Genomic DNA, 19,742 nt, shown 5'->3' with positions numbered 1-19,742 from the left:
ATTCTGTCCATGTACACACCTCGCGCTTTTGCCATCGAAGATCTGTCCCAATTGCACGAATTGATCCTCGCCACCCGCCTCGCCATTCTCGTCAGCCATGGCGAAAAAGGCCTGCAGGCCAGCCATGTGCCGGTGCTGCTGCATCGCGAACAAGGTGAATACGGCACGCTGTACGGGCACCTGGCCAAGGCCAACCCGCAGTGGAAAGACCTGCGCGACGGTGCCGAAGCCATGTTGATCTTTGCCGGCGCCGACGCCTACGTCAGCCCGGGCTTCTACCCGAGCAAGGCCGAGCACGGCAAAGTCGTGCCGACCTGGAATTACATCGCCGTGCACGCCTACGGGCACGCCGAGACCTTCAGCGATGGCGGACGCCTGCTCGACATCGTCAGCACCCTCACCGACCGCCACGAAGCCGGCCGGGCGCAACCCTGGGCCGTCGCCGACGCACCTGCCGATTACATCGACGGCATGCTCAAGGCCATCGTCGGTTTTGCCATTCCGATCGAGCATCTCGAAGGCAAACGCAAGCTCAGCCAGAACCGCAGTGCCGAAGACATTGCCGGGGTGCGCGACGGCCTCGCCGCCAGCCCCGACGTCAACGATCAAACCCTCGCCCGCTTGATGCGTTAAGGAAATCACCATGAGTCAGATCGACATTCGCCCGGTCAGCGCCGCCGACCATGCCGCGTGGCTGCCGCTGTGGCAGACCTACCTGCGGTTCTACAACACCGAACTGCCGGACACGGTGACGCAAAGCACCTGGCAGCGCTTTCTCGATCCGAACGAACCCACCCATGCCGCGTTGGCCTGGGGCGACGGTAAAGCGGTAGGCATGGTGCATTACATCTACCACCGTTCGAACTGGAGCATCGAAAACTCCTGCTACCTGCAGGACTTGCTGGTAGTGCCCGAGACCCGCGGCAGCGGCGTTGGTCGCCTGCTGATCGAACACGTCTACGCCACCGCCAAGGCCGACGGCTGTGGCAAAGTCCATTGGTTGACCCACGAAACCAACGCCACCGCGATCCAGCTCTACGAACGGATCGCCGAACGTCCGGGCTTCATCCAGTTTCGCAAAGCCCTTTAGGAGATGCGCCCATGACCGCTTCACTCGCTGACTGGAAAGGCGTCCCCGCCCCCACCGCCACCCTGCTCGAAGGCCGTTTCATCCGCTTGGAAAAACTTGACCCGGCGCGGCATGCCGATCAGCTTTACGCCGCCCTTGAAGGCCCCGGCGCCGACCCGAAACTCTGGGATTATTTGCCGTACGGCCCGTTCTCCGAGCGCAGTGCATTCAATGACTGGCTGAACAACCATGCGGCCAACAGCGACCCGTATTTTTTCAGCGTCGTCGATCGGGCAACCGGTCAGGTGCAAGGCATTCTCAGCCTGATGTCGATTGTTCCGGCACAGGGCCGTATCGAAATCGGGCACGTCACTTTCGGTGCGCCAATGCAGCGCTCGCCGAAAAGCACCGAAGCGGTGTATCTGCTGGGCCAATATGCCTTTGAGCTCGGTTATCGCCGTCTTGAATGGAAATGCAACAACGGCAACGCCCGCTCCAGATACGCGGCAGAGCGTTTGGGGTTCAGCTTCGAAGGAGTGTTCCGCCAGCATATGGTGGTCAAAGGTCAGAACCGCGATACCGCCTGGTACTCGATTCTGGATTCGGAGTGGCCGGCGATTGGCGCAGGCTTTGAACGCTGGCTTTCAGAAGCGAACCAGACAACGTCGGGGCAAGCGAAAACCCTCGCCGAGTGCCGAACCTAGTCGTCACCGACGCCCGCGTGGGAGCGAGCCTGCTCGCGAAGACGGCGGATCAGTCACCTTTGCATCGACTGACCCAGCGCTTTCGCGAGCAGGCTCGCTCCCACAATTGGCCGGGTACGGCTCAACGACGCAGTTGCTGCGCCAGCACGGCGATGTGTTCCGGGCCGATGCCACAGCAACCGCCCAGATGGCTGGCGCCGCGCTGTTGCCAATCCCTCGCCCATTGCAGATAACCCGGCGGGTCGAGGTCTTCACGCAACGGGTCGAGCCCGTCGTTGGCCGTGGCCTCCTTGGGCTGTGGCGGGAACGCGTTGGCGTAAGCGCCGATATGGATGCTCACCCCGAGACGCTCGAAGGTCGCGCGCGCCGCATCAATCGCTGCGCCGATGACTTCCGGCTGGCTGCAATTGAACAGCAGCGTCTCCACGCCCAGTTCAGCCGCCACCGCCGCCGCTTCAGCGACCGGCTCACCGGAACGCAGGCGCGGCACCTCATCGGTGTCTTCGTCTTTCAAAGTAAACGACAGCCAGAACGCCTTGCCATCCTTCGGTAATCCGGCGTGGATGGCTCGGGCTTCGACGGTCGAACTCTGGGTTTCCGCCAGCCACAGATCCACGTGCGGCGCCAGGCCCTGAACCAACGGCGTCAGCAACTCGCTGGCGCGCGAAGCCTCGAACAGATCCGGGCGATAGGAGCCAAACAGCGGCGGCAATGAACCCGCCACGCGCACGGACTGGCCCGAGGCGTGCACCGCGCGTTGCGCCAGTTCGCCGGCCAATGCCGCCAGCGCCTGGCCTTCAGCGGCGAAGCGAGCTTCGCCGATATGGAACGGCACCACGGCGTAACTGTTGGTGGTGATCACATTGGCGCCACTGGCGATGTACGCGGCATGCACCGCTTCGACCGCTTGCGGTGCTTCGCTCAACGCCAGCGCCGACCACTCGGGTTGACGAAACGGCGCCCCGGCGCGCTGCAACTCACGGCCCATGCCGCCATCGAGAATCACTGTGCTTGCTGCGCCCATATGCTTTTCACTCATATGCTTATGAAAAAAACTCACTACCAGAGTCTTTGTTATAACTATTTAATGCTCACCATTCGGTTAATGACAACCTCTTTTTTGCTCAGGGATCGCCCGTGAAATTGCAACCGTTACTGGCTCTGGGCCTGACCCTGCTCGCCGCTTCGACACAGGTTTTTGCCGGCGCCACGCTGGATCGCATCGAGCAGAACAAAGAACTGGTCGGCGTGCTGATGGAAAGCTATCCACCGTTTTCGTTTCTCAATGAGCAGAATCAGCTCGACGGCTTTGATGTCGATGTCGCCAAAGCCGTGGCCGAAAAACTGGGCGTCAAGCTGCGCCTGGAGACGCCATCCTGGGATGTCATTGCGGCCGGACGCTGGAGCGGGCGTTACGACATCTGCATCTGCTCGATGACACCGAGCAAGGCCCGCGCCGAAGTCTTCGACTTCCCGGTCGAGTACTACGCCTCGCCGGCGGTGATCGTGGTCAACGCCAAGGATGATCGAATTCACAGCGCCAAGGACCTGAGCGGCAAGAAAGTCGGCCTGACCAGCGCCTCCAGTTACGAAAGCTATCTGAACAAGAACCTGATCATCGAAGGTGCCGAAGACACGCAGCTGCAGTATCCGTTCGAGGATGTGCAGATCGCCCCGTACGACACCGACAATGTCGCCTTTCAGGACCTGGGGCTCGGCGCCGGCGTACGTCTCGACGCAATCCTCACCAACCTGGTTACCGCACAACCACGCCTGAATCAGGACAAGCGCTTCAAGCTGGCCGGCGCAGCGCTGTACTCCGAGCCGAATTCGGTGGCCATCGAAAAGGGCGACGCGCAGTGGGACGCGAAAGTCCGTGAAGTGTTCGCGCAACTCAAGCAGGACGGCACCCTGAGCCAGTTGTCGCAAAAATGGATCGGCGCCGATATCAGTCAATGACTTCTTTCCCGACACCGCCACAGCCACCGCAACCGGTGGCTGAATCACGCCTGCAGCGCCTGTTCGGCTTTCGCACACGGCTGTACCTGACCTGGGCTGCGCTGTTCTGCCTGTTCGCCGGATTCTTTCTGAGCTTCGACCTGAAGTTCTCAATCATCCTCGACAAGCTGCCCAACCTCGTCGGCCTGCACCTGGCGCCCAACGGCTTTCTGCAAGGCGCGGCGCTGACGCTGTTTCTGTGTTTGTGCTCGATCGTCGCTTCTTCGCTGCTGGGCTTCGTCACGGCACTGGCGCGCCTGTCGAGCAGCGCCGTGGCGTTCGGTATCGCCAGTTTCTACACCTCGTTCTTTCGCGGCACACCGCTGCTGATCCAGATCCTGCTGATCTACCTCGGCCTGCCGCAACTGGGCCTCGTCCCCGGTGCGATTGTGGCGGGCATCATCGCCCTGTCACTGAACTATGGCGCCTACCTCAGCGAGATCTTTCGCGCCGGCATCCTCGGTGTCGACCACGGCCAACGCGAGGCCTCGCTGGCGCTGGGTATGCGCGAGACGGTGATCTTCTGGCGCATCACCCTGCCGCAAGCCATGCGCACCATTATTCCGCCGACCACCAATCAGTTCATTTCGATGCTCAAGGACTCGTCGCTGATTTCGGTGATGGGCGTCTGGGAAGTGATGTTCCTCGCCCAATCGTACGGCCGCTCAAGCTATCGCTATATCGAAATGCTCACCACCGCGGCGATCATCTACTGGCTGATGTCGATCGGGCTGGAGCTGATTCAAGCGAAGATGGAACGGCATTACGGCAAGGCGTACGTTCGGCGCGGTTGAAACGGCGAACCCCGCTCGGCGTGCAGGGCTCAGCTGTTGTCCGGACGAATCCGTACCACGCCCATCTTCATGCCAAACGGACGAAACACGGCATTCAACGACTTGAGGGTCTGATTGCCTTCGCCATGTTCGATATGCACCAGCGTCCGCACCGAGATCTTGCACATCCGCGCGAACTGGGTCTGGTGCAAACCGGTCACTTCCACCCGCAGTCGACGCACGGCTTCGCCGATGTCCAGCGTGCCTTGGGCCAGGGCTTGCTGGATGCTTTCGATGAGCGCCGTGCGCTCCATGACGGTCAGGCTCTTTGCAGGTTTCATTGCTCTCCTTGTTGCGTTCAGAAGAACGCTTTGAGAAAAAACGCAATATAGTGCAGTTTTAATGGATTAGAGATGCTTAAACTGCAACAAAATGCAGATCATGACGTCGCCAGCTTAGACGGCGCGCAAAATAATGCAGAACGCCTCCGACATCATTCTGTAAAAACCCCTCGCTATACAGGACGGCCCGTCCATAAGAAAAAGGCCGCCCCTTCATGCCGTTTCCGCCACAGCGCCTGTCTCTCGCTATCGCCCTGCTGATCGCCGCCACTGCTGCTCACGGTAAAACCGTGCAGATCGACACCGCCACAACCGCCTCGCAAACGCTGAGCGGCAGCGACACGCTGACGATTTCGGCGCCCGGCAGTATCACCAACACTGGCAAGGCCGTGAGCCTGAAAGACAGCACCAGCGATGCCGGTGTGGTGATCGATAACGCCGGCAAGATCGTGTCCAGCGGTGGCCGAGCCATCGACAGCAGTGGCGATGAGAGCAAGGCGCGCAATTACTCGATCTACAACCGCAGTGGCGGGCAGATTCTGGGGGCCAACGATGCCTTGCGCATCGACAGCAACTTCGTCAGCGGCAGCCTGTTGATCGACAACAGCGGGGTGATTCGTTCGACCACCGGCCAGGGTCTGGATCTGGACGCGCTGCGCAGCGACGCGGTGAAGACCACCATCATCAATCGCGCCGGCGGACTGATTCGCGGCGAGGCCAGCGACGGCATGAAAACCGGCGCCAACGCCACCCTGACCAACTACGGTGAGATCTCCACCGGCGATGCGCACACGGCTGACGACAAGTTCGATGGCGTCGACATCGATACCGCCAGCGGCGTGACGATCAGCAACTACGGGGTGATTTCCGGTGGCCGACACGGCATCACCACCGACCTTGGCGCGACCTTGATCAACTACGGGCAGATCACCGGACGCAACGGTTCCGGGTTTGGCTCCGATGGCGATGGCACGGTGATCAACCATGGCACCATTACCGGTGCGTACTCGGGCCTGCAAGCGAACGGCGACGGCGATGGCGTCGACATCGACAACCTCGCCCACATCGAAAACTACGGCACCATTCAAGGCGTCGGCGCCGGTGGCGTGGACAAGGGCGGTTTTGCCAATGGCAGCGAAGGCATAGCCCTGGGTGGCGGCTACATTCTCAACGCCAGCGGCGCGCTGATCAGCGGTGCCGACAGCGCGATTCTGGTCGATGACGGCAGCGGCAATTCGGGGCTGGCCGCGACCACGCTGGAAAACTTCGGCAGCATCGAGGGCCTGAACGGTTTCGGGGTGAAGTTCGTCGGCGAGTTCGCCGACAGTGTCATCAACGGCGGCACCGTCAGCGGCAGCAATGGTCTGGCGCTGGACCTGGGCGGCGGCGATGACCGCCTGACCCTGCGCAACGGCAGCCGCTTCATCGGCGTGGTCGATGGCGGCAGCGGCACCGATCAGGTGGTCATGGACGATGCGTTCGGTGGCGATTTCGGCGCCAGCCGCAACTTCGAGTGGCTGGAGGTCCGCCAAGGCGCCTGGACGCTGACCGGCAGCGGTGATTTCAGCGATGGCGGCGCGGTGCGCAATGGCGCCACCCTGATCAACCACGGCGGCATCGCTGGCACCCTGACGGTCGATGCCGGCGGCGTGTATGCCGGTGGCGGCTCGGTGGGTAACCTCAACGTCAACGGCACCCTGCGCACCGACACCAGCCTGGGTCGCGCGACCATTGTTCGCGACTTGAACATGGCCAGCACTGCCACCCTCGCCTACGGCGTCAACGCTGACGGCAGCAGCGCGCCGGTAGTGGTCGGCGGTATCGCCAACCTCAATGGCGCGACACTCGCGGTGAATCCCGGCAGCGGCACCTACCCTTGGCAGAGTCACTACACCGTGCTGCAAGCAGCGCAAGTCAACGGCACCTTCGGTGAAGTCAGCAGTGACTATGCGTTCCTGACGCCAACCCTCGCTTACACCGCGACTCAGGTCGACCTGACTTATACCCGCAACGACATAGCCTTCAACGAGTTCGCCACCACCGCTAACGGCAACAATGCCGCCAACAGCCTGGCCTCGATCGGCAAAAACAATGCGCTGTACAACGCCTTGCTCAACACCACTCAAAGCAGTGCCGGTGCGGCAATCGAACAACTGGCCGGCACAAGCAATGCCAACCTCACCAGTGCCACGCTCAGTGCCAGCAGTCAGGTTGGCAGCAGCATGCTCGCAGCGATGCAGCAAATGGCGGGGCCGGGTTTGCTGGTCGGTCTCGATCAGCGCGACACGCCGGTGCTGGCCGCCAGTGGCGTGCCGGCGGCGGCGCGCAATCTCAATGATCCGAACGCTCGCGGCCGCCTCTGGCTGCAAGGTATCGGCGGCTACGGCAAAGTCGATGGCGAACATGGCAGCAGCGGTCTGGAGCAACGCACCAAGGGCAGCTTGCTCGGTGCCGACTGGGCGCTGAACCCGGCCTGGCGCGTGGGCGTTCTGGGCGGTTACTCGCAGACCGATCTGGATGCCAGCGGCGTCGAAGGCGAGGTCGACAGCTGGCACGCCGGGATTTATGCGCTGCATCAGAACGGCCCGCTCGCCGTGCGCCTCGGCGCGGCGTACAGCGCTCATCAAGGCGACAGCCAGCGCAGCATCGCTTTCAACGGTTTCAGCGATCGTCCGAAAGGCGACTACGACGCCGACAGCCAACAGGCCTTCGCCGAACTCGGCTACGCCATGGGCAGCGGCCGGCTCAGCGCCGAACCGTTCGCCAGCCTCGGCTACCAGCGCTACCACAGCGAGCGCTATCAGGAAAAAGGCGGCGCCGCTGCGTTGCAAGTCGACAGCCAGACCCAGGACAACTTCAGCAGCACCCTCGGCCTGCGGCTCGCGCATTTGAGCAGCCTGAACAATGGCATGAGCGTCACCCCGCGCATGGCCCTCGGCTGGAAACACACTTACGGCGATGTCAGCAGCTCGACGCGCCAGGCGTTTGTAACCGGCGGCACGGCGTTCAATGTCGAGGGCAGCGCGCTGGATCGCGACAGCCTGATGCTGGAAGCCGGGCTTGATGTCGGCGTCTCGGCACGGCATTCGCTGGGCCTGGGCTACAGCGGCGAGATCGGCAGCAACAGCCGTAACCACGGGCTGATCGGGCAATGGCAGATGAGTTTTTAAGCGCTTGATAGACGGTAGCAGCCCGGCTTCGCTGTAGGAAAAAGCGCCGATCAAGCCGGGTAAAAAAGGTCCGGTTTCGAGTCCCCCGGACTTTTTCGCCGCGTACGGTCCGACGTCGCCTGCACAGGTAGGAGAAGCAGCCGACAGCGGATTTTTGAGGTCCGCCATAGAGTTGAGTCTTCACTCTCTGGAAAAGGCTTTCCTTGATGCTGACTCAACACGGATGTAAACCAGAACACCTGGCGCTGGCCATTTCCCTGGCACTCGGTTGCGTAGAGTTTGCCAACGCCGAGCAACCCTCGGAAGCCGCTGAACCGCTGACACCCATCGCGGCACCGCAACCGACCGAAGCCAGCGCCAAGGAAAAGGCTGCTGAACGACTTCAGCGCTTTCTCAGTGATCCGGGAACGGTGCCCATCGTTTTCGAAACCGCGCAAAAATCCTTCAAGGGCACCGCGGTCAACGATCTGATCAGCCTCAAGGACGGTGCCAGCTTCACAGGCCGACTGGACGGTGGTGAGGGCGACAACTTTCTGTTTCTCGATGCCAGCGACGGCGGTGCGCTTAAAGACACGCGCAACTTCAACGGCCTGGTCGTCGCCAAGGGCGACTGGACGTCGAGTTCCAAGGGTGACTTCAGGGAAGGTGTGCTGGTTCAAGGCGGCACGGCCCTGACCAACCTGGGAAGCCTCAAAGGCGATGTTCATGTCGAGAACGGCGGCAGCTTCGCTGGCAAAGGTACGGTAGAGAATCTGCAAGTCGGCGGGCTGCTTACCGTCAACGGATTGCTTGGGGCGCCGCGGGTCAAAGGCGATCTGCACTTGGCGCCAACCGCCGAGCTGGCGTATGAGGTCACGCCTTCTGGCAGTCAAACGATCAAGGTCGACGGCACTGCCGCGCTCGCCGGCGCCACCTTGAATATCGTCGCAGCGCAGGGGGAGTATCCACAGAGCAGCCAGTACAAAGTTATCGAAGCGGGTGCGGTGGAAGGTGAGTTCGGCACCATTCGCAACAACCTCGCGTTCATGACCGCTACACCTCAATACAACAAGAAATCGGTCGGATTGACCTACGCCCGCAATGACGTAGCGCTGAAAGAGGTGGCTACGACTGACGCCGGCCGCGCGGTCGCCGAGAGCCTTGTCGAACCCGTCGCGCCATCTCCCTCTGCGCTGCCAACATCAACGCCAACGCCAACGCCAACGCCAGCAACGGCAGTGGGAACCACTCCAATCCCGACCCCGCCATCCGCGCTCGCCACCAAACCTGCTGCAGCCGCTGAGCAGGAACAAATCGTCATCGCACAGGCAGAGCAGGCAGCCGAACAGCCCGCGCCTGTGTCGACAAAACCGGCAAACACCGCAGTCGCCGCACTCCTGTCCAGCGACAAGACCACTGCCCCCATCGCCCTCGAACAACTTGCCGCCGGCAGCAACGCCAATCTCGCCAAAGCCACCTTGAGCAGTGTCTCGCCGGTAAGCGCCAGCATGCTTTCGGCGATGCAGCAATTGAGCAACCACTCAGACAGGACATACACATCGGCCAACTCGCCCGGCCAGGCATCCGCCGCAGCCGACACTGGCCGGGTGTGGATTCAGGCACTCGGCCATGGCGGCAAGGTCGATCGCGATGTCGACAGCACTCTCAAGCACGCTACCCAAGGCCTGGTCCTGGGCGCCGACTGGCGGCTCGATGAGCAATGGCATGTCGGCCTGCTCGGCGGCAAATCGCAAACCCGACTCGACGCCCGCCAATACGACGGCGACCTCGACAGCTGGCACCTCGGCGCCTACGCCGTACGCCAGGACGGCCCGTTGGCCGTGCGCCTCGGCGCAACCTGGGCCAGCCACGAAGGCAGCAGCAAACGCCGCGTCGCCTACAACGGCTTCAGCGATCGCCTGCAGGGCAATTACAACGCCAACACCCAGCAAGCCTTCGCCGAACTCGGCTACAACTTAGGCCGCGACAACGCCACCCTCGAACCCTTCGCGAGCCTTGGCTATCAACGCTACCAGCGCGACAGCTACCGCGAAAAAGGCGGCGACGCAGCCCTGAAAGTATTCGGACAAACCCGCGACAACCTCAGCAGCACCTTCGGCCTGCGCACCGCCCACACCACCCGACTCGACAACGGCATAACCCTGACCCCGCGCTTCAGCGCCGGCTGGAAACACACCTTCGGCGAAATCGACAACCATACGCACCAACAACTGATCAAAGGCGGCAAACGCTACGAAATCGCCGGCGCCGCACTGGACCGCAACAGCCTGTCCATCGACACCGGCCTCGACCTCGGCCTCGCCGCCAACCACACCGTCGGCGTCAGCCTTACAGCCGAAGCGGGCAATGACAGCCGGACTCATGGCGTGACGGGGCAATGGCGCATGGCGTTTTGATGGATGGTTGATCAGCCTAAGCCCCTCACCCTAGCCCTCTCCCAAAGGGAGAGGGGACTGATCGCGGTGGATGTGAGAGATACGCCGACTTGGGATACCGAGTCGTACGCAATCTCAAAGCCAACGCAAATCGGCTCCCTCTCCCTCGGAAGAGGGCTGGGGTGAGGGGAAAATCCACCACAATTCCAAGTCGAACAACCGCTCTTCACCACTCAACAATGAGCGTTAGCTCGCGTGCTCTTGATCTTGATCTTGCCTAACCAGCGACATCGGAAGGCTGAGTGGAGGGATTGATCCGGGCGTGGGAGCGCAGCGACCGTACGACGAAGTCGTACACAGCGGAAGGAGGTGCAGCGAAGCAAACCGTAGCCGCTGCGCCCGGATCGATCCCGGAGCGAAGGGACCCGAGCCTGCGAGGGCCGAACGCAGGAGCAAGCCTTTTCGGTTACCTTTTCGGCGTCTGGAAAAGGTGACTCGCCGTAAGGGCGAAACCGCCAGCCGCAACCCCCGAAACAACGGATATTCACCCAAAACAACCAATGCATGGTCGGCCCAGAGGCCGCCAAGGCAACCAACCAAAAAAAAGGGGAGCACATGCCCCCCCGAGGTTTAAAACATTACATCGAAGCGCTAAATCACCCTTCGATCTCAATCAAAATCTCACCCGGATTCACCCGATCGCCCTTGACCACATGAATCGCCGCAACCTTCCCGGCAATCGCCGCCTGAACCTCGGTCTCCATCTTCATCGCCTCGGTAATCAGCACCGCCTGACCCGCCTTCACGGTGTCGCCCTCCTTGACCAGCACATCGACGATATTGCCCGGCATGGTCGTGCTGACATGCCCCGGCGCCGACGCCTGCTTGCGCTTGCTGCTGCCACCGCTGACAAACTCGTTGAGCGGCTCGAACACCACTTCTTCCGGCATGCCATCGATCGACAGATAGAAGTGCCGCTTGCCCTCGGCCTTGACGCCAACACCGGTGATATCGACGCGGTAGGTTTCGCCGTGCACATCAATGACGAACTCGGTCGGCACGCCCTCACCACCCGCAGAGGCAACAGCGCCCGCCTCAGGAATCGGCAACAGCACTTCCGGCGTCAGGGTGCCGGCGGCACGTTCCTCGAGGAACTTGCGACCAATGTCCGGGAACATGGCAAAGGTCAGCACGTCCTCTTCCGAGGTCGCCAGTGCGCCGATATCGGCCCGCAGTTTGGTCATCTCCGGCTTGAGCAGATCGGCCGGGCGTACGTCGATGACGTCTTCGCTGCCGATCGCCTGACGGCGCAGTTTTTCGTTGACCACGCCCGGCGCTTTGCCATAACCGCCTTGCAGGTAAAGCTTCACTTCATTGGTGATGGTCTTGTAACGCTCGCCTGCCAACACGTTGAAAAACGCCTGTGTACCCACGATCTGCGAAGTCGGGGTCACCAGCGGTGGGAAGCCGAGGTCTTCACGTACCCTCGGGATCTCGGCCAGCACTTCGCCCATGCGGTTCAAGGCGCCCTGCTCTTTCAATTGGTTGGCCAGGTTGGAAATCATCCCGCCCGGTACCTGGTTCACCTGCACACGAGTGTCGACCGCGGTGAATTCGCTTTCGAACTGGTGGTACTTCTTGCGTACGGCGTAGAAGTACAGGCCGATCTCTTGCAGCAACTCGAGGTTCAGACCGGTATCGAACTCGGTGCCCTTGAGCGCCGCGACCATCGACTCGGTGCCCGGGTGGCTGGTGCCGGAGGCGAAACTGGAGATCGCAGTGTCGATGTGATCGGCGCCGTTTTCGATCGCCTTCAGCTGACACATGGCTGCCAGGCCTGCGGTGTCGTGGGAGTGGATGAACACCGGCAGCGACTGTTCGGCCTTCAATGCACGCACCAGTTCACCGGTAGCGTACGGAGTCAGCAGACCGGCCATGTCCTTGATCGCCACCGAGTCGCAACCCATGGCTTCCATTTGCCTGGCCTGCGCCACGAACGCATCGATGGTGTGCACCGGGCTGGTGGTGTAGGCGATAGTGCCCTGGGCATGTTTACCGGCAGCCTTCACTGCTTCAATGGCCACGCGCAGGTTACGCACGTCGTTCATCGCGTCGAAGATACGGAATACGTCGATGCCGTTCTCTGCGGCTTTGGCGACGAAGGCCTGGACCACGTCGTCGCTGTAATGGCGATAGCCCAGCAGGTTCTGCCCGCGCAACAGCATTTGCAGACGCGTGTCAGGCAGCGCCGCGCGCAGTTGGCGCAGACGCTCCCACGGGTCTTCTTTAAGGAAACGTACACAGGCGTCGAACGTCGCACCGCCCCAGCATTCCAGCGACCAGTAGCCGACTTTGTCGAGCTTGTCGCAGATCGGCAGCATGTCCTCGGTGCGCATGCGGGTGGCGAGCAGCGATTGGTGAGCGTCGCGCAGGATGGTGTCAGTAACGAAGATCTTCTTGGTCATTGGTATCTCCTCATAGCGGCAAGCTTCAAGCTACGAGCTGCAAGAAAAAGCCAATCTGCTTTTACTTGCCGCTCGCAGCTAAAAGCTCGCAGCTGTTTCATTCATAGGCCTGCGTGGGCGGCGATGGCGGCGGCGATGGCCAGGGCCAGCTCTTCGGGTTTGCGCTTGATCGAGTAGTTGGTCAGTTCCGGGTGGCTTTCAACGAAGCTGGTATTGAACTGACCGCTGCGGAATTCCGGGTTGCGCAGGATTTCCTGGTAGTAGGCGGCGGTGGTCTTCACCCCTTGCAGGCGCATGTCGTCGAGCGCGCGCAAGCCACGGTCCATTGCCTCTTCCCAGGTCAATGCCCAGACCACCAGCTTCAGGCACATCGAATCGTAGAACGGCGGAATGGTGTAACCGGTGTAGATCGCCGTGTCGGTGCGCACGCCCGGACCACCGGGCGCGTAGTAACGGGTGATCTTGCCGAAGCTCGGCAGGAAGTTGTTCTTCGGATCTTCGGCGTTGATGCGGAACTGCAAGGCGAAACCGCGGTGCTGGATGTCTTCCTGCTTCACCGAAAGGGGCAGGCCGGAGGCGATGCGGATCTGCTCGCGAACGATATCGATGCCGGTGATTTCTTCGGTGATGGTGTGTTCCACCTGCACGCGAGTGTTCATCTCCATGAAGTACACCTCGCCCTCGGCGAGCAGGAACTCCACGGTGCCGGCGTTCTCGTAACCCACCGCCTTGGCCGCGCGCACCGACAGATCGCCGATGTAGGCGCGCTGTTCCGGGGTCAGTTGCGGGCTTGGCGCGATCTCGATGAGCTTCTGGTTACGGCGCTGGATCGAACAGTCACGCTCGAACAGGTGCACGACGTTGCCGAAGCTGTCGCCGAGAATCTGCGCTTCGATGTGCTTGGGATTGACGATGCATTTTTCCAGGAACACTTCCGCCGAGCCGAAGGCCTTGGTGGCTTCGGAAATGACCCGGGGGAAATTCTGTTCGAGTTCTTCGCGACTGTTGCAGCGACGGATACCGCGACCGCCACCACCCGAAGTGGCCTTGAGCATCACCGGGTAACCGATGCGGTCCCCTTCGGCCAAGGCTTCTTCGATGCCCGAGACGTTGCCTTCGGTGCCCGGCGTGACCGGCACGCCCGCCTTGATCATGCTGCGGCGCGCTTCGGTCTTGTCGCCCATGCGCCGGATGACTTCAGCCGACGGGCCGATGAACTTGATTCCGCGTTCGGCGCAGATTTCCGCCAGTTCGGCGTTTTCCGACAGGAAGCCGTAGCCGGGGTGCAGCGCATCGCAGCCGGTTTCTACGGCCAGGTTCACCAGCTTGCGCGGGTTGAGGTAACCGGCCAATGGCTCGGCGCCAATGCTGTGAGCTTCGTCCGCACGCTTCACATGCAGGGCATGACGGTCGGCGTCGGAAAAAATCGCTACCGAGCGAATGCCCATCTCGGCGCAGGCTCGTACGATTCGTACGGCAATCTCACCACGGTTGGCGATCAGGATCTTTGTTATCACTTGGAGGTTCCCTTGAGCCGGTGGCACCACGACCTGCTAGACCCAGGTCGACGCGTGACCAAATGTTTCAATTCGGTCGCAGGTCCACACTAGCGCTCGCAAGGGATTAACAAAAATGAATAAAAATTGGGTCAGGCATAAGTAAAGACTTATAGTTAAAACATCGAACACATTTCAGAGCCTGCAAAAATGCGTAAGTCCTTGATGCGTATGACATTACGTCAGCTACAGATCTTCAACGAAGTGTGTGATCTGCGTTCCTATAGCCGCGCAGCTGATGAAATGTCCCTCACACAACCGGCCGTAAGCCTACAGATTCGTCAGCTTGAAGAGCTGATCGGCCAGCCCTTATTCGATTATGTCGGCAAAAAACTTTACATGACCGAGGCCGCCGAAGCGCTGCAGCGCGCCAGCCGCGACATTTTCGGGCGCCTGGAAAACCTCGATATGCAACTGTCGGACATGCAGGGTTCGCTACAAGGTCAGTTGAAACTGGCGGTGGAATCCAGCGCCAAATATTTCGTCCCGCACTTGTTTGCGGCGTTCAAGCGCCAGCACCCCGAGGTCAATCTGCAACTGACCGTGGTCAACCGCGGCCAGGTGATCCGACGGCTGTCGGACAACCGCGATGACCTGGTGATCATGTCGATGGTGCCGCAGGACATGGGCCTCGAATTTCTGCCGTTCCTGAATAATCCGATTGTTGCGGTCGCACGTCCCGATCACCCGTTGGCGCATCTGGGACCGTTGCGCCTGCAGGATCTTGAACCTTACACATTGCTGATTCGCGAGCAGGGCTCGGGCACGCGGCTGGCATGCGAAGAATATTTCAAAGAGAAACGCGTGCACTTCACCCAGACTCAGGAAGTGGCCTCGGCCGAGGCTCAGCGCGAGTGTGTGCTGGCGGGTCTGGGCGTGGCGCTGTTGACGCGTCACGCCCTGAACCTGGAGCTGGCGACCGGCGGGCTGGTCGAGCTGCCGGTCGAGGAATTGCCGCTGCTGCGTAGCTGGTGCCTGGTGCAGGCCAAAGCCAAACGCCTGTCACCGGTGGCGCACGCCTTCCTGGCGTTTATCCGCAGCGAGCGTGCGCAGATCAGCGCGCTGGTTGAGCGTTTCGACGGGAAGCTGCGGGTGCTGCCTGCCAGAAATTAACCTCGGGGAAATCGCCGATCTCGGCTTGAAGCTGGCGAAGTTCGAAGCGATCTTCGATGGCGCGACGGAATTCCATGCGGCGCTGGTCTTCCTGCTGACGGCGGGTTTTCGCGGCGCTGTTGCGTTCTTCGTAGGGCTGAGCCATTTCGATTCTCCCAAGGCGAGTACGGGAGTTTCACAATAGGCGTGGCGGATGACGGTTTGGCTGCGCGGGGGTTACAGACTGATGAAAGTTTCGGATTTTCAGTGTTGTTGAGGACGCCTTCGCGAGCAGGCTCGCGATTAAGGTCGGAGCGACCCTGGATGACTTCAGTCATCCAGCGCTTTCACGGCTTTGGGCGACAAGCGCAGGCTGCGCAAACTGCGCTTCACACTCTTGAGGTGATTGACCAGGCTCGGCCCGCGCGCCATGGCCACACCCATCGCCAGCACATCGATCACCACCAGGTGGGCGATACGTGAGGTCAGCGGCGTGTAGATTTCCGTGTCTTCGTGCACATCGATTGCCAGATTGACCGTCGACAGCTCGGCCAGCGGTGTCTGGCTCGGACACAGGGTGATCAACGAGGCGCCGCTTTCGCGAACGAGGTTAGCGGTGATCAGCAGATCCTTGGAGCGCCCCGACTGGGAAATGCAGATCGCCACATCGGTCGGTTTCAGGGTCACCGCCGACATCGCCTGCATGTGCGGGTCGGAATACGCCGCCGCAGTCAGCAGTAGACGGAAGAACTTGTGCTGGGCATCCGCCGCCACTGCACCGGACGCGCCAAAGCCATAGAACTCGACGCGCTGCGCCTGCGACATCAACGTGACCGCGCGCTGCAATTCCACCGGATCGAGCTTCTCGCGAACCTCCATCAGCGTGTGCAGCGTGGTGTCGAAAATCTTCAGGCTGTAATCGGCGACCGAGTCGTCTTCGTGGATCGCGAATTGGCCGAAACTGGCACCGGCAGCCAGGCTTTGCGCCAGTTTGAGCTTCAGATCCTGAAAACCGGAACAACCAATGGCGCGGCAAAAACGCACGATGGTCGGTTCGCTGATGCCGACGCTGTGGGCCAGATCGGCCATGGAACTGTGCATCACCGCCGCAGGGTCAAGCAGCACGTGGTCGGCGACCTTGAGCTCCGACTTGCGTAACAGGTGACGTGACTGGGCGATGTGTTGCAGCAGATTCAAGGGGCTGGACTCTTCTTGTGGGCAAGGATGTAGCACGCTTGTAGTTATACTACATGAATTGGCATTTTGCCTGCTCAATGCGTAACTCGATGTCCCGCTATCTGGCGCGATGGCCTGCATGTAGCCCTTAAAGCGGTTTTTCCTGTTCGCGCAAAAGCCCGGCCAGCGCGCCGGCGTCAACCGGACGACTGATCAGATAACCCTGCACTTCGTCACAACCTTCGCTGCGCAAGAACTCCAGTTGGTCCGGGCACTCGACGCCCTCGGCGACGACTTTCAGCGACAAGCCATGGGCCATGGCGATGATCGCGCGAGTGATCGCCGCGTCTTCGCTGCCCTCATCCAAACCGCGGATGAACGCTTGATCGATCTTCACGTAATCCACCGGAATGCGCTTGAGATAACTCAGCGACGAATAGCCGGTACCGAAATCGTCGATTGCCAGTTTCACACCCAGATCGCGCAGTTGCTGGAACGTCGCGATGATGTGCTCGACGCTGTCGAGCAACTGGCTTTCGGTGAGTTCCAGTTCCAGGCAATGCGGCGCCAGCCCCGTCTCCTCCAGCACCTGCCGCACCAGACTGACCAGTTTGCCTTGGCGCAGCTGGTGCACCGACAGGTTCACCGACACGCGGATCGGCGCCAGGCCCTGCCGCTGCCATTCGCAAGCCTGCCAGCAAGCCTGACGCAGAACGAACTCGCCGATCGGCCCGATCAACCCGGTTTCCTCGGCCAACCCGATGAAGTCGGCCGGCGGCACCTGACCCATGCTCGGATGCTCCCAGCGCACCAGCGCTTCCGCGGCATTCAGGCGGCCGGTTTGCAGGCACAGTTTCGGCTGATAGAACACGCTGAGCTGCTGCTCTTCAATCGCCCGGCGCAGATGGTTTTCCAGTTGCAAGCGCTCCAGCGTGCTGGCCTGCAAACTGTCGGTATAAAACTGGAAGTTGTCGCCGCCCAGATGTTTGGCGTGCTGCATGGCCATGTTCGACTGGCTGACCAGCGTGGAAATCTCGCGGGCGTTGTCCGGCAGCAGACTGATGCCCATCGAAGCGCTGACCACCAGCTCGTGCCCTTCCACCGTCAGCGGCAAGCGCAGCTTCGATGACAAGCGCGTGGCGACGCGGGCCAGACTCGACAGGTTGCCGTAGGCATCGAACAGCACCGCAAATTCATCACCGGACAAGCGCGCTATGGTGTCGGCTTCCGGCAAAGCATTGACCAGCCGCCGCGCCATTTTTTGCAGCAACTGGTCCGCCACCTCATGCCCGAGGCTGTCATTGAGCAACTTGAAACGGTCCAGATTGATGTGCAGCAGGGCCAGACTGCGCCGGCTCTGCCGCGAGCGCTGATGCGCTTCGTGCAGGCGTTCGCGAAACAGCGAGCGGTTGGCCAGACCGGTGAGCTCGTCATAGTGGGTCAGATAACGCATGCGCTCTTCGGATTCGCGCCGCGCCGACAGATCGGCGAAGAAACCAACGATATGGCTGACATTACCGCGGTTGTCGCACACCGCATTCAATTGCAGCCATTGCGGGTACAGCTCGCCGTTCTTGCGCGTTTCCACCAGTTCGCCCTGCCAGCTACCGTGCTGCTCCAGCGCATGACGAATGGCCACATAATGGCGGCGGGCATCGCGGCTGCATGGCAACTCGACGACATTGCGCCCGAGCATGTCGTCGATGTCATAGCCGGTGACCCGGCTGAAGGCCTGATTGATCGCGATCAGCGCGTAGTTCGGGTCGAGAATCACGATGCCTTCACTGGCCGCTTCAAACACCGTCGCCGCGAGCCGCTGCTGTTCTTCAAGCCGCTTGCTGGCGCTGATGTCACGGCGCGTGCCAACCATGCGGATCACTCGCCCATTGACGCTGCGCTCTACCGCACGGCCCCGGTCTTCGATCCAGACCCAATGGCCGTCGCCGTGACGTACGCGATATTCAATCTGATAATCCTCGCTGCGCCCCTTCAAATGCTCGATCAATGCGTACTTGAGCGACGGCAGATCCTCGGGATGCAAGCGTGGCTTGAGATCGCGCAGCAGCGCGGTGACATATTCCGGGGCGAGGCCGAACAGCTCCTGAATTTGCGTGTGATGGACTTCGTCGGTCTGCAGGTTCCAGTCCCACAACCCCAGCTCGCTGGCCTTCAACGCCAGCGCCAGACGCGCCTCGCTTTTGCTCAGGGCCTGGTTGGCCGCATCCAGTTCGCGGCTGCGCTGGGCGACGCGGTCTTCGAGTTCGACCTGAGCCTCGCGCAGCTTGCCCTCGGCACAGCGGCGCTGCTCGATTTCCCTGGCCAGTTCCTGGTTAAGCTGCTCGCCGCGCAGTTGGGTCTGCTGCAAATGTTCGATCAGGTGCTGGTTCTGAAAGCGCCGCAGCAAACCGCGGTCGATCAGCCGATTGACCTGCCAGGCGACCACGCTCAAGGAGCCGAGCAGGATCAAGCCGAGCCAGCCCCAACCACGCGCCTGCTCATCGCCACCCCAGAACAGGTATCCGATCGCTGGCAGCAGACAGGGCAAAGTGAACGACAGGAACGCCGGCAGGCTCACGGCGTAGGCGACGCTGGCCGACAGGGTCGCCGCGCCGATCAGGCCGAACACCCAGGCTTGTTGCATGAAGTTATCGGCGGGCACCAGCGCGATACCGGCACCGGCGAGCGTCAGGCCGGTCATCGTCGAACCGAGCAGAAACATGCGCCGCCAGATCGGCTGGGCCTGACGATCCGGTATCGCCGAGTCGAATGCCGCGACCTGAATCACCCGCAGTGCCACCAGCGACAACAGCCACACCAGCCAGATGCTGACCACGAAGTAACGCTGCGGGCTCCAGAGCAATGCCGCGCAGACCAGGCCATTGACCAACATGAACAGCGTCGGCAGCAATGAGCCCTGATACAGCAGACGCGTGCGCTCGACCGCCATTTCGACGGCATAGTGCTTGCGGATGACCCGGGGTTCCACAGAGGGTCCCGACAGTTCGGCGCTGAGGATCATGGGC

General features: G+C 61.3%; 15 protein-coding genes. 8 read left to right on the top strand and 7 right to left on the bottom strand.

Features of this window, described 5'->3' with window-relative positions; all coding sequences use genetic code 11:
• Positions 1-9: 9 nt before the first annotated feature.
• From V6F91_RS10255 to V6F91_RS10245, 3 genes are read left to right on the top strand one after another with little or no spacing between them, the layout of a single operon-like run.
• Positions 10-633, top strand: coding sequence for an FMN-binding negative transcriptional regulator (locus V6F91_RS10255; protein ID WP_332764032.1), 624 nt, complete (start codon positions 10-12; stop codon positions 631-633).
• A gap of 10 nt (positions 634-643) precedes the next feature.
• Positions 644-1,090: a GNAT family N-acetyltransferase gene (locus V6F91_RS10250; protein ID WP_332764029.1), complete on the top strand. Its 447-nt coding sequence runs from the start codon at positions 644-646 to the stop codon at positions 1,088-1,090.
• An 11-nt stretch (positions 1,091-1,101) separates the two neighbouring features.
• A complete protein-coding gene (locus tag V6F91_RS10245; RefSeq protein ID WP_332764027.1) occupies positions 1,102-1,773 on the top strand; it encodes a GNAT family protein in 672 nt (223 codons plus the stop codon).
• A 121-nt stretch (positions 1,774-1,894) separates the two neighbouring features.
• Here V6F91_RS10245 and V6F91_RS10240 read toward each other — a convergent pair whose 3' ends face one another.
• Complete coding sequence (locus V6F91_RS10240) at positions 1,895-2,797, bottom strand: homocysteine S-methyltransferase family protein (protein WP_332764025.1); 903 nt, start codon at positions 2,795-2,797, stop codon at positions 1,895-1,897.
• Positions 2,798-2,910: 113 nt separating this feature from the next.
• Between V6F91_RS10240 and V6F91_RS10235 the strand changes: the two genes are divergently transcribed.
• Together V6F91_RS10235 and V6F91_RS10230 are read left to right on the top strand one after the other, a co-directional pair.
• On the top strand, positions 2,911-3,732 hold the full coding sequence (locus V6F91_RS10235) for an ABC transporter substrate-binding protein (RefSeq protein ID WP_332764023.1): 822 nt from the start codon (positions 2,911-2,913) through the stop codon (positions 3,730-3,732).
• Positions 3,729-4,565, top strand: coding sequence for an amino acid ABC transporter permease (locus V6F91_RS10230; RefSeq protein ID WP_332764022.1), 837 nt, complete (start codon positions 3,729-3,731; stop codon positions 4,563-4,565). Before V6F91_RS10235 ends, V6F91_RS10230 begins: the two co-directional genes overlap by 4 nt.
• Before the next feature lie 29 nt (positions 4,566-4,594).
• On the opposite strand, the gene V6F91_RS10225 is transcribed toward V6F91_RS10230, so the two are convergent.
• Positions 4,595-4,885, bottom strand: a complete 291-nt coding sequence (locus V6F91_RS10225; RefSeq protein WP_332764020.1) for a helix-turn-helix transcriptional regulator — start codon at positions 4,883-4,885, stop codon at positions 4,595-4,597.
• A gap of 215 nt (positions 4,886-5,100) precedes the next feature.
• Here V6F91_RS10225 and V6F91_RS10220 point away from each other — a divergent pair, with 215 nt between their 5' ends.
• Both V6F91_RS10220 and V6F91_RS10215 read left to right on the top strand, forming a co-directional pair.
• The gene (locus V6F91_RS10220) at positions 5,101-8,055 is read left to right on the top strand and encodes an autotransporter outer membrane beta-barrel domain-containing protein (protein WP_332764018.1); all 2,955 of its coding nucleotides are present in this window, start codon (positions 5,101-5,103) and stop codon (positions 8,053-8,055) included.
• A gap of 206 nt (positions 8,056-8,261) precedes the next feature.
• Positions 8,262-10,451, top strand: a complete 2,190-nt coding sequence (locus V6F91_RS10215) for an autotransporter outer membrane beta-barrel domain-containing protein (RefSeq protein WP_332764016.1) — start codon at positions 8,262-8,264, stop codon at positions 10,449-10,451.
• Between the two features lie 635 nt (positions 10,452-11,086).
• Here V6F91_RS10215 and oadA read toward each other — a convergent pair.
• Together oadA and V6F91_RS10205 are read right to left on the bottom strand one after the other, a co-directional pair.
• Positions 11,087-12,895, bottom strand: a complete 1,809-nt coding sequence (oadA, locus tag V6F91_RS10210; protein WP_332764014.1) for a sodium-extruding oxaloacetate decarboxylase subunit alpha — start codon at positions 12,893-12,895, stop codon at positions 11,087-11,089.
• A 101-nt stretch (positions 12,896-12,996) separates the two neighbouring features.
• Positions 12,997-14,412, bottom strand: coding sequence for an acetyl-CoA carboxylase biotin carboxylase subunit (locus V6F91_RS10205; RefSeq protein ID WP_090287702.1), 1,416 nt, complete (start codon positions 14,410-14,412; stop codon positions 12,997-12,999).
• A gap of 189 nt (positions 14,413-14,601) precedes the next feature.
• On the opposite strand from V6F91_RS10205, the gene V6F91_RS10200 reads away from it, so the two are divergent.
• Positions 14,602-15,564: a LysR family transcriptional regulator gene (locus tag V6F91_RS10200; protein WP_332764011.1), complete on the top strand. Its 963-nt coding sequence runs from the start codon at positions 14,602-14,604 to the stop codon at positions 15,562-15,564.
• Here V6F91_RS10200 and V6F91_RS10195 read toward each other — a convergent pair.
• From V6F91_RS10195 to V6F91_RS10185, 3 genes are all read right to left on the bottom strand, one after another.
• Complete coding sequence (locus tag V6F91_RS10195) at positions 15,506-15,709, bottom strand: PA3496 family putative envelope integrity protein (RefSeq protein WP_332764009.1); 204 nt, start codon at positions 15,707-15,709, stop codon at positions 15,506-15,508. The two genes, V6F91_RS10200 and V6F91_RS10195, sit on opposite strands and share 59 nt — an antisense overlap.
• Before the next feature lie 164 nt (positions 15,710-15,873).
• Positions 15,874-16,740 (bottom strand): transcriptional regulator HexR, encoded by an 867-nt coding sequence (gene hexR, locus V6F91_RS10190; protein WP_007962240.1) that lies wholly within the window; start codon positions 16,738-16,740, stop codon positions 15,874-15,876.
• Positions 16,741-16,867: 127 nt separating this feature from the next.
• On the bottom strand, positions 16,868-19,738 hold the full coding sequence (locus V6F91_RS10185; RefSeq protein WP_332764006.1) for an EAL domain-containing protein: 2,871 nt from the start codon (positions 19,736-19,738) through the stop codon (positions 16,868-16,870).
• Positions 19,739-19,742: the final 4 nt, after the last annotated feature.

Origin of the sequence: Pseudomonas koreensis (genome assembly GCF_036668835.1) — a bacterium.
Lineage (GTDB): Bacteria > Pseudomonadota > Gammaproteobacteria > Pseudomonadales > Pseudomonadaceae > Aquipseudomonas > Aquipseudomonas koreensis_I.
Note: the sequence above shows the minus strand (reverse complement) of the source record. Positions and strands in the feature narration are given on the sequence as shown.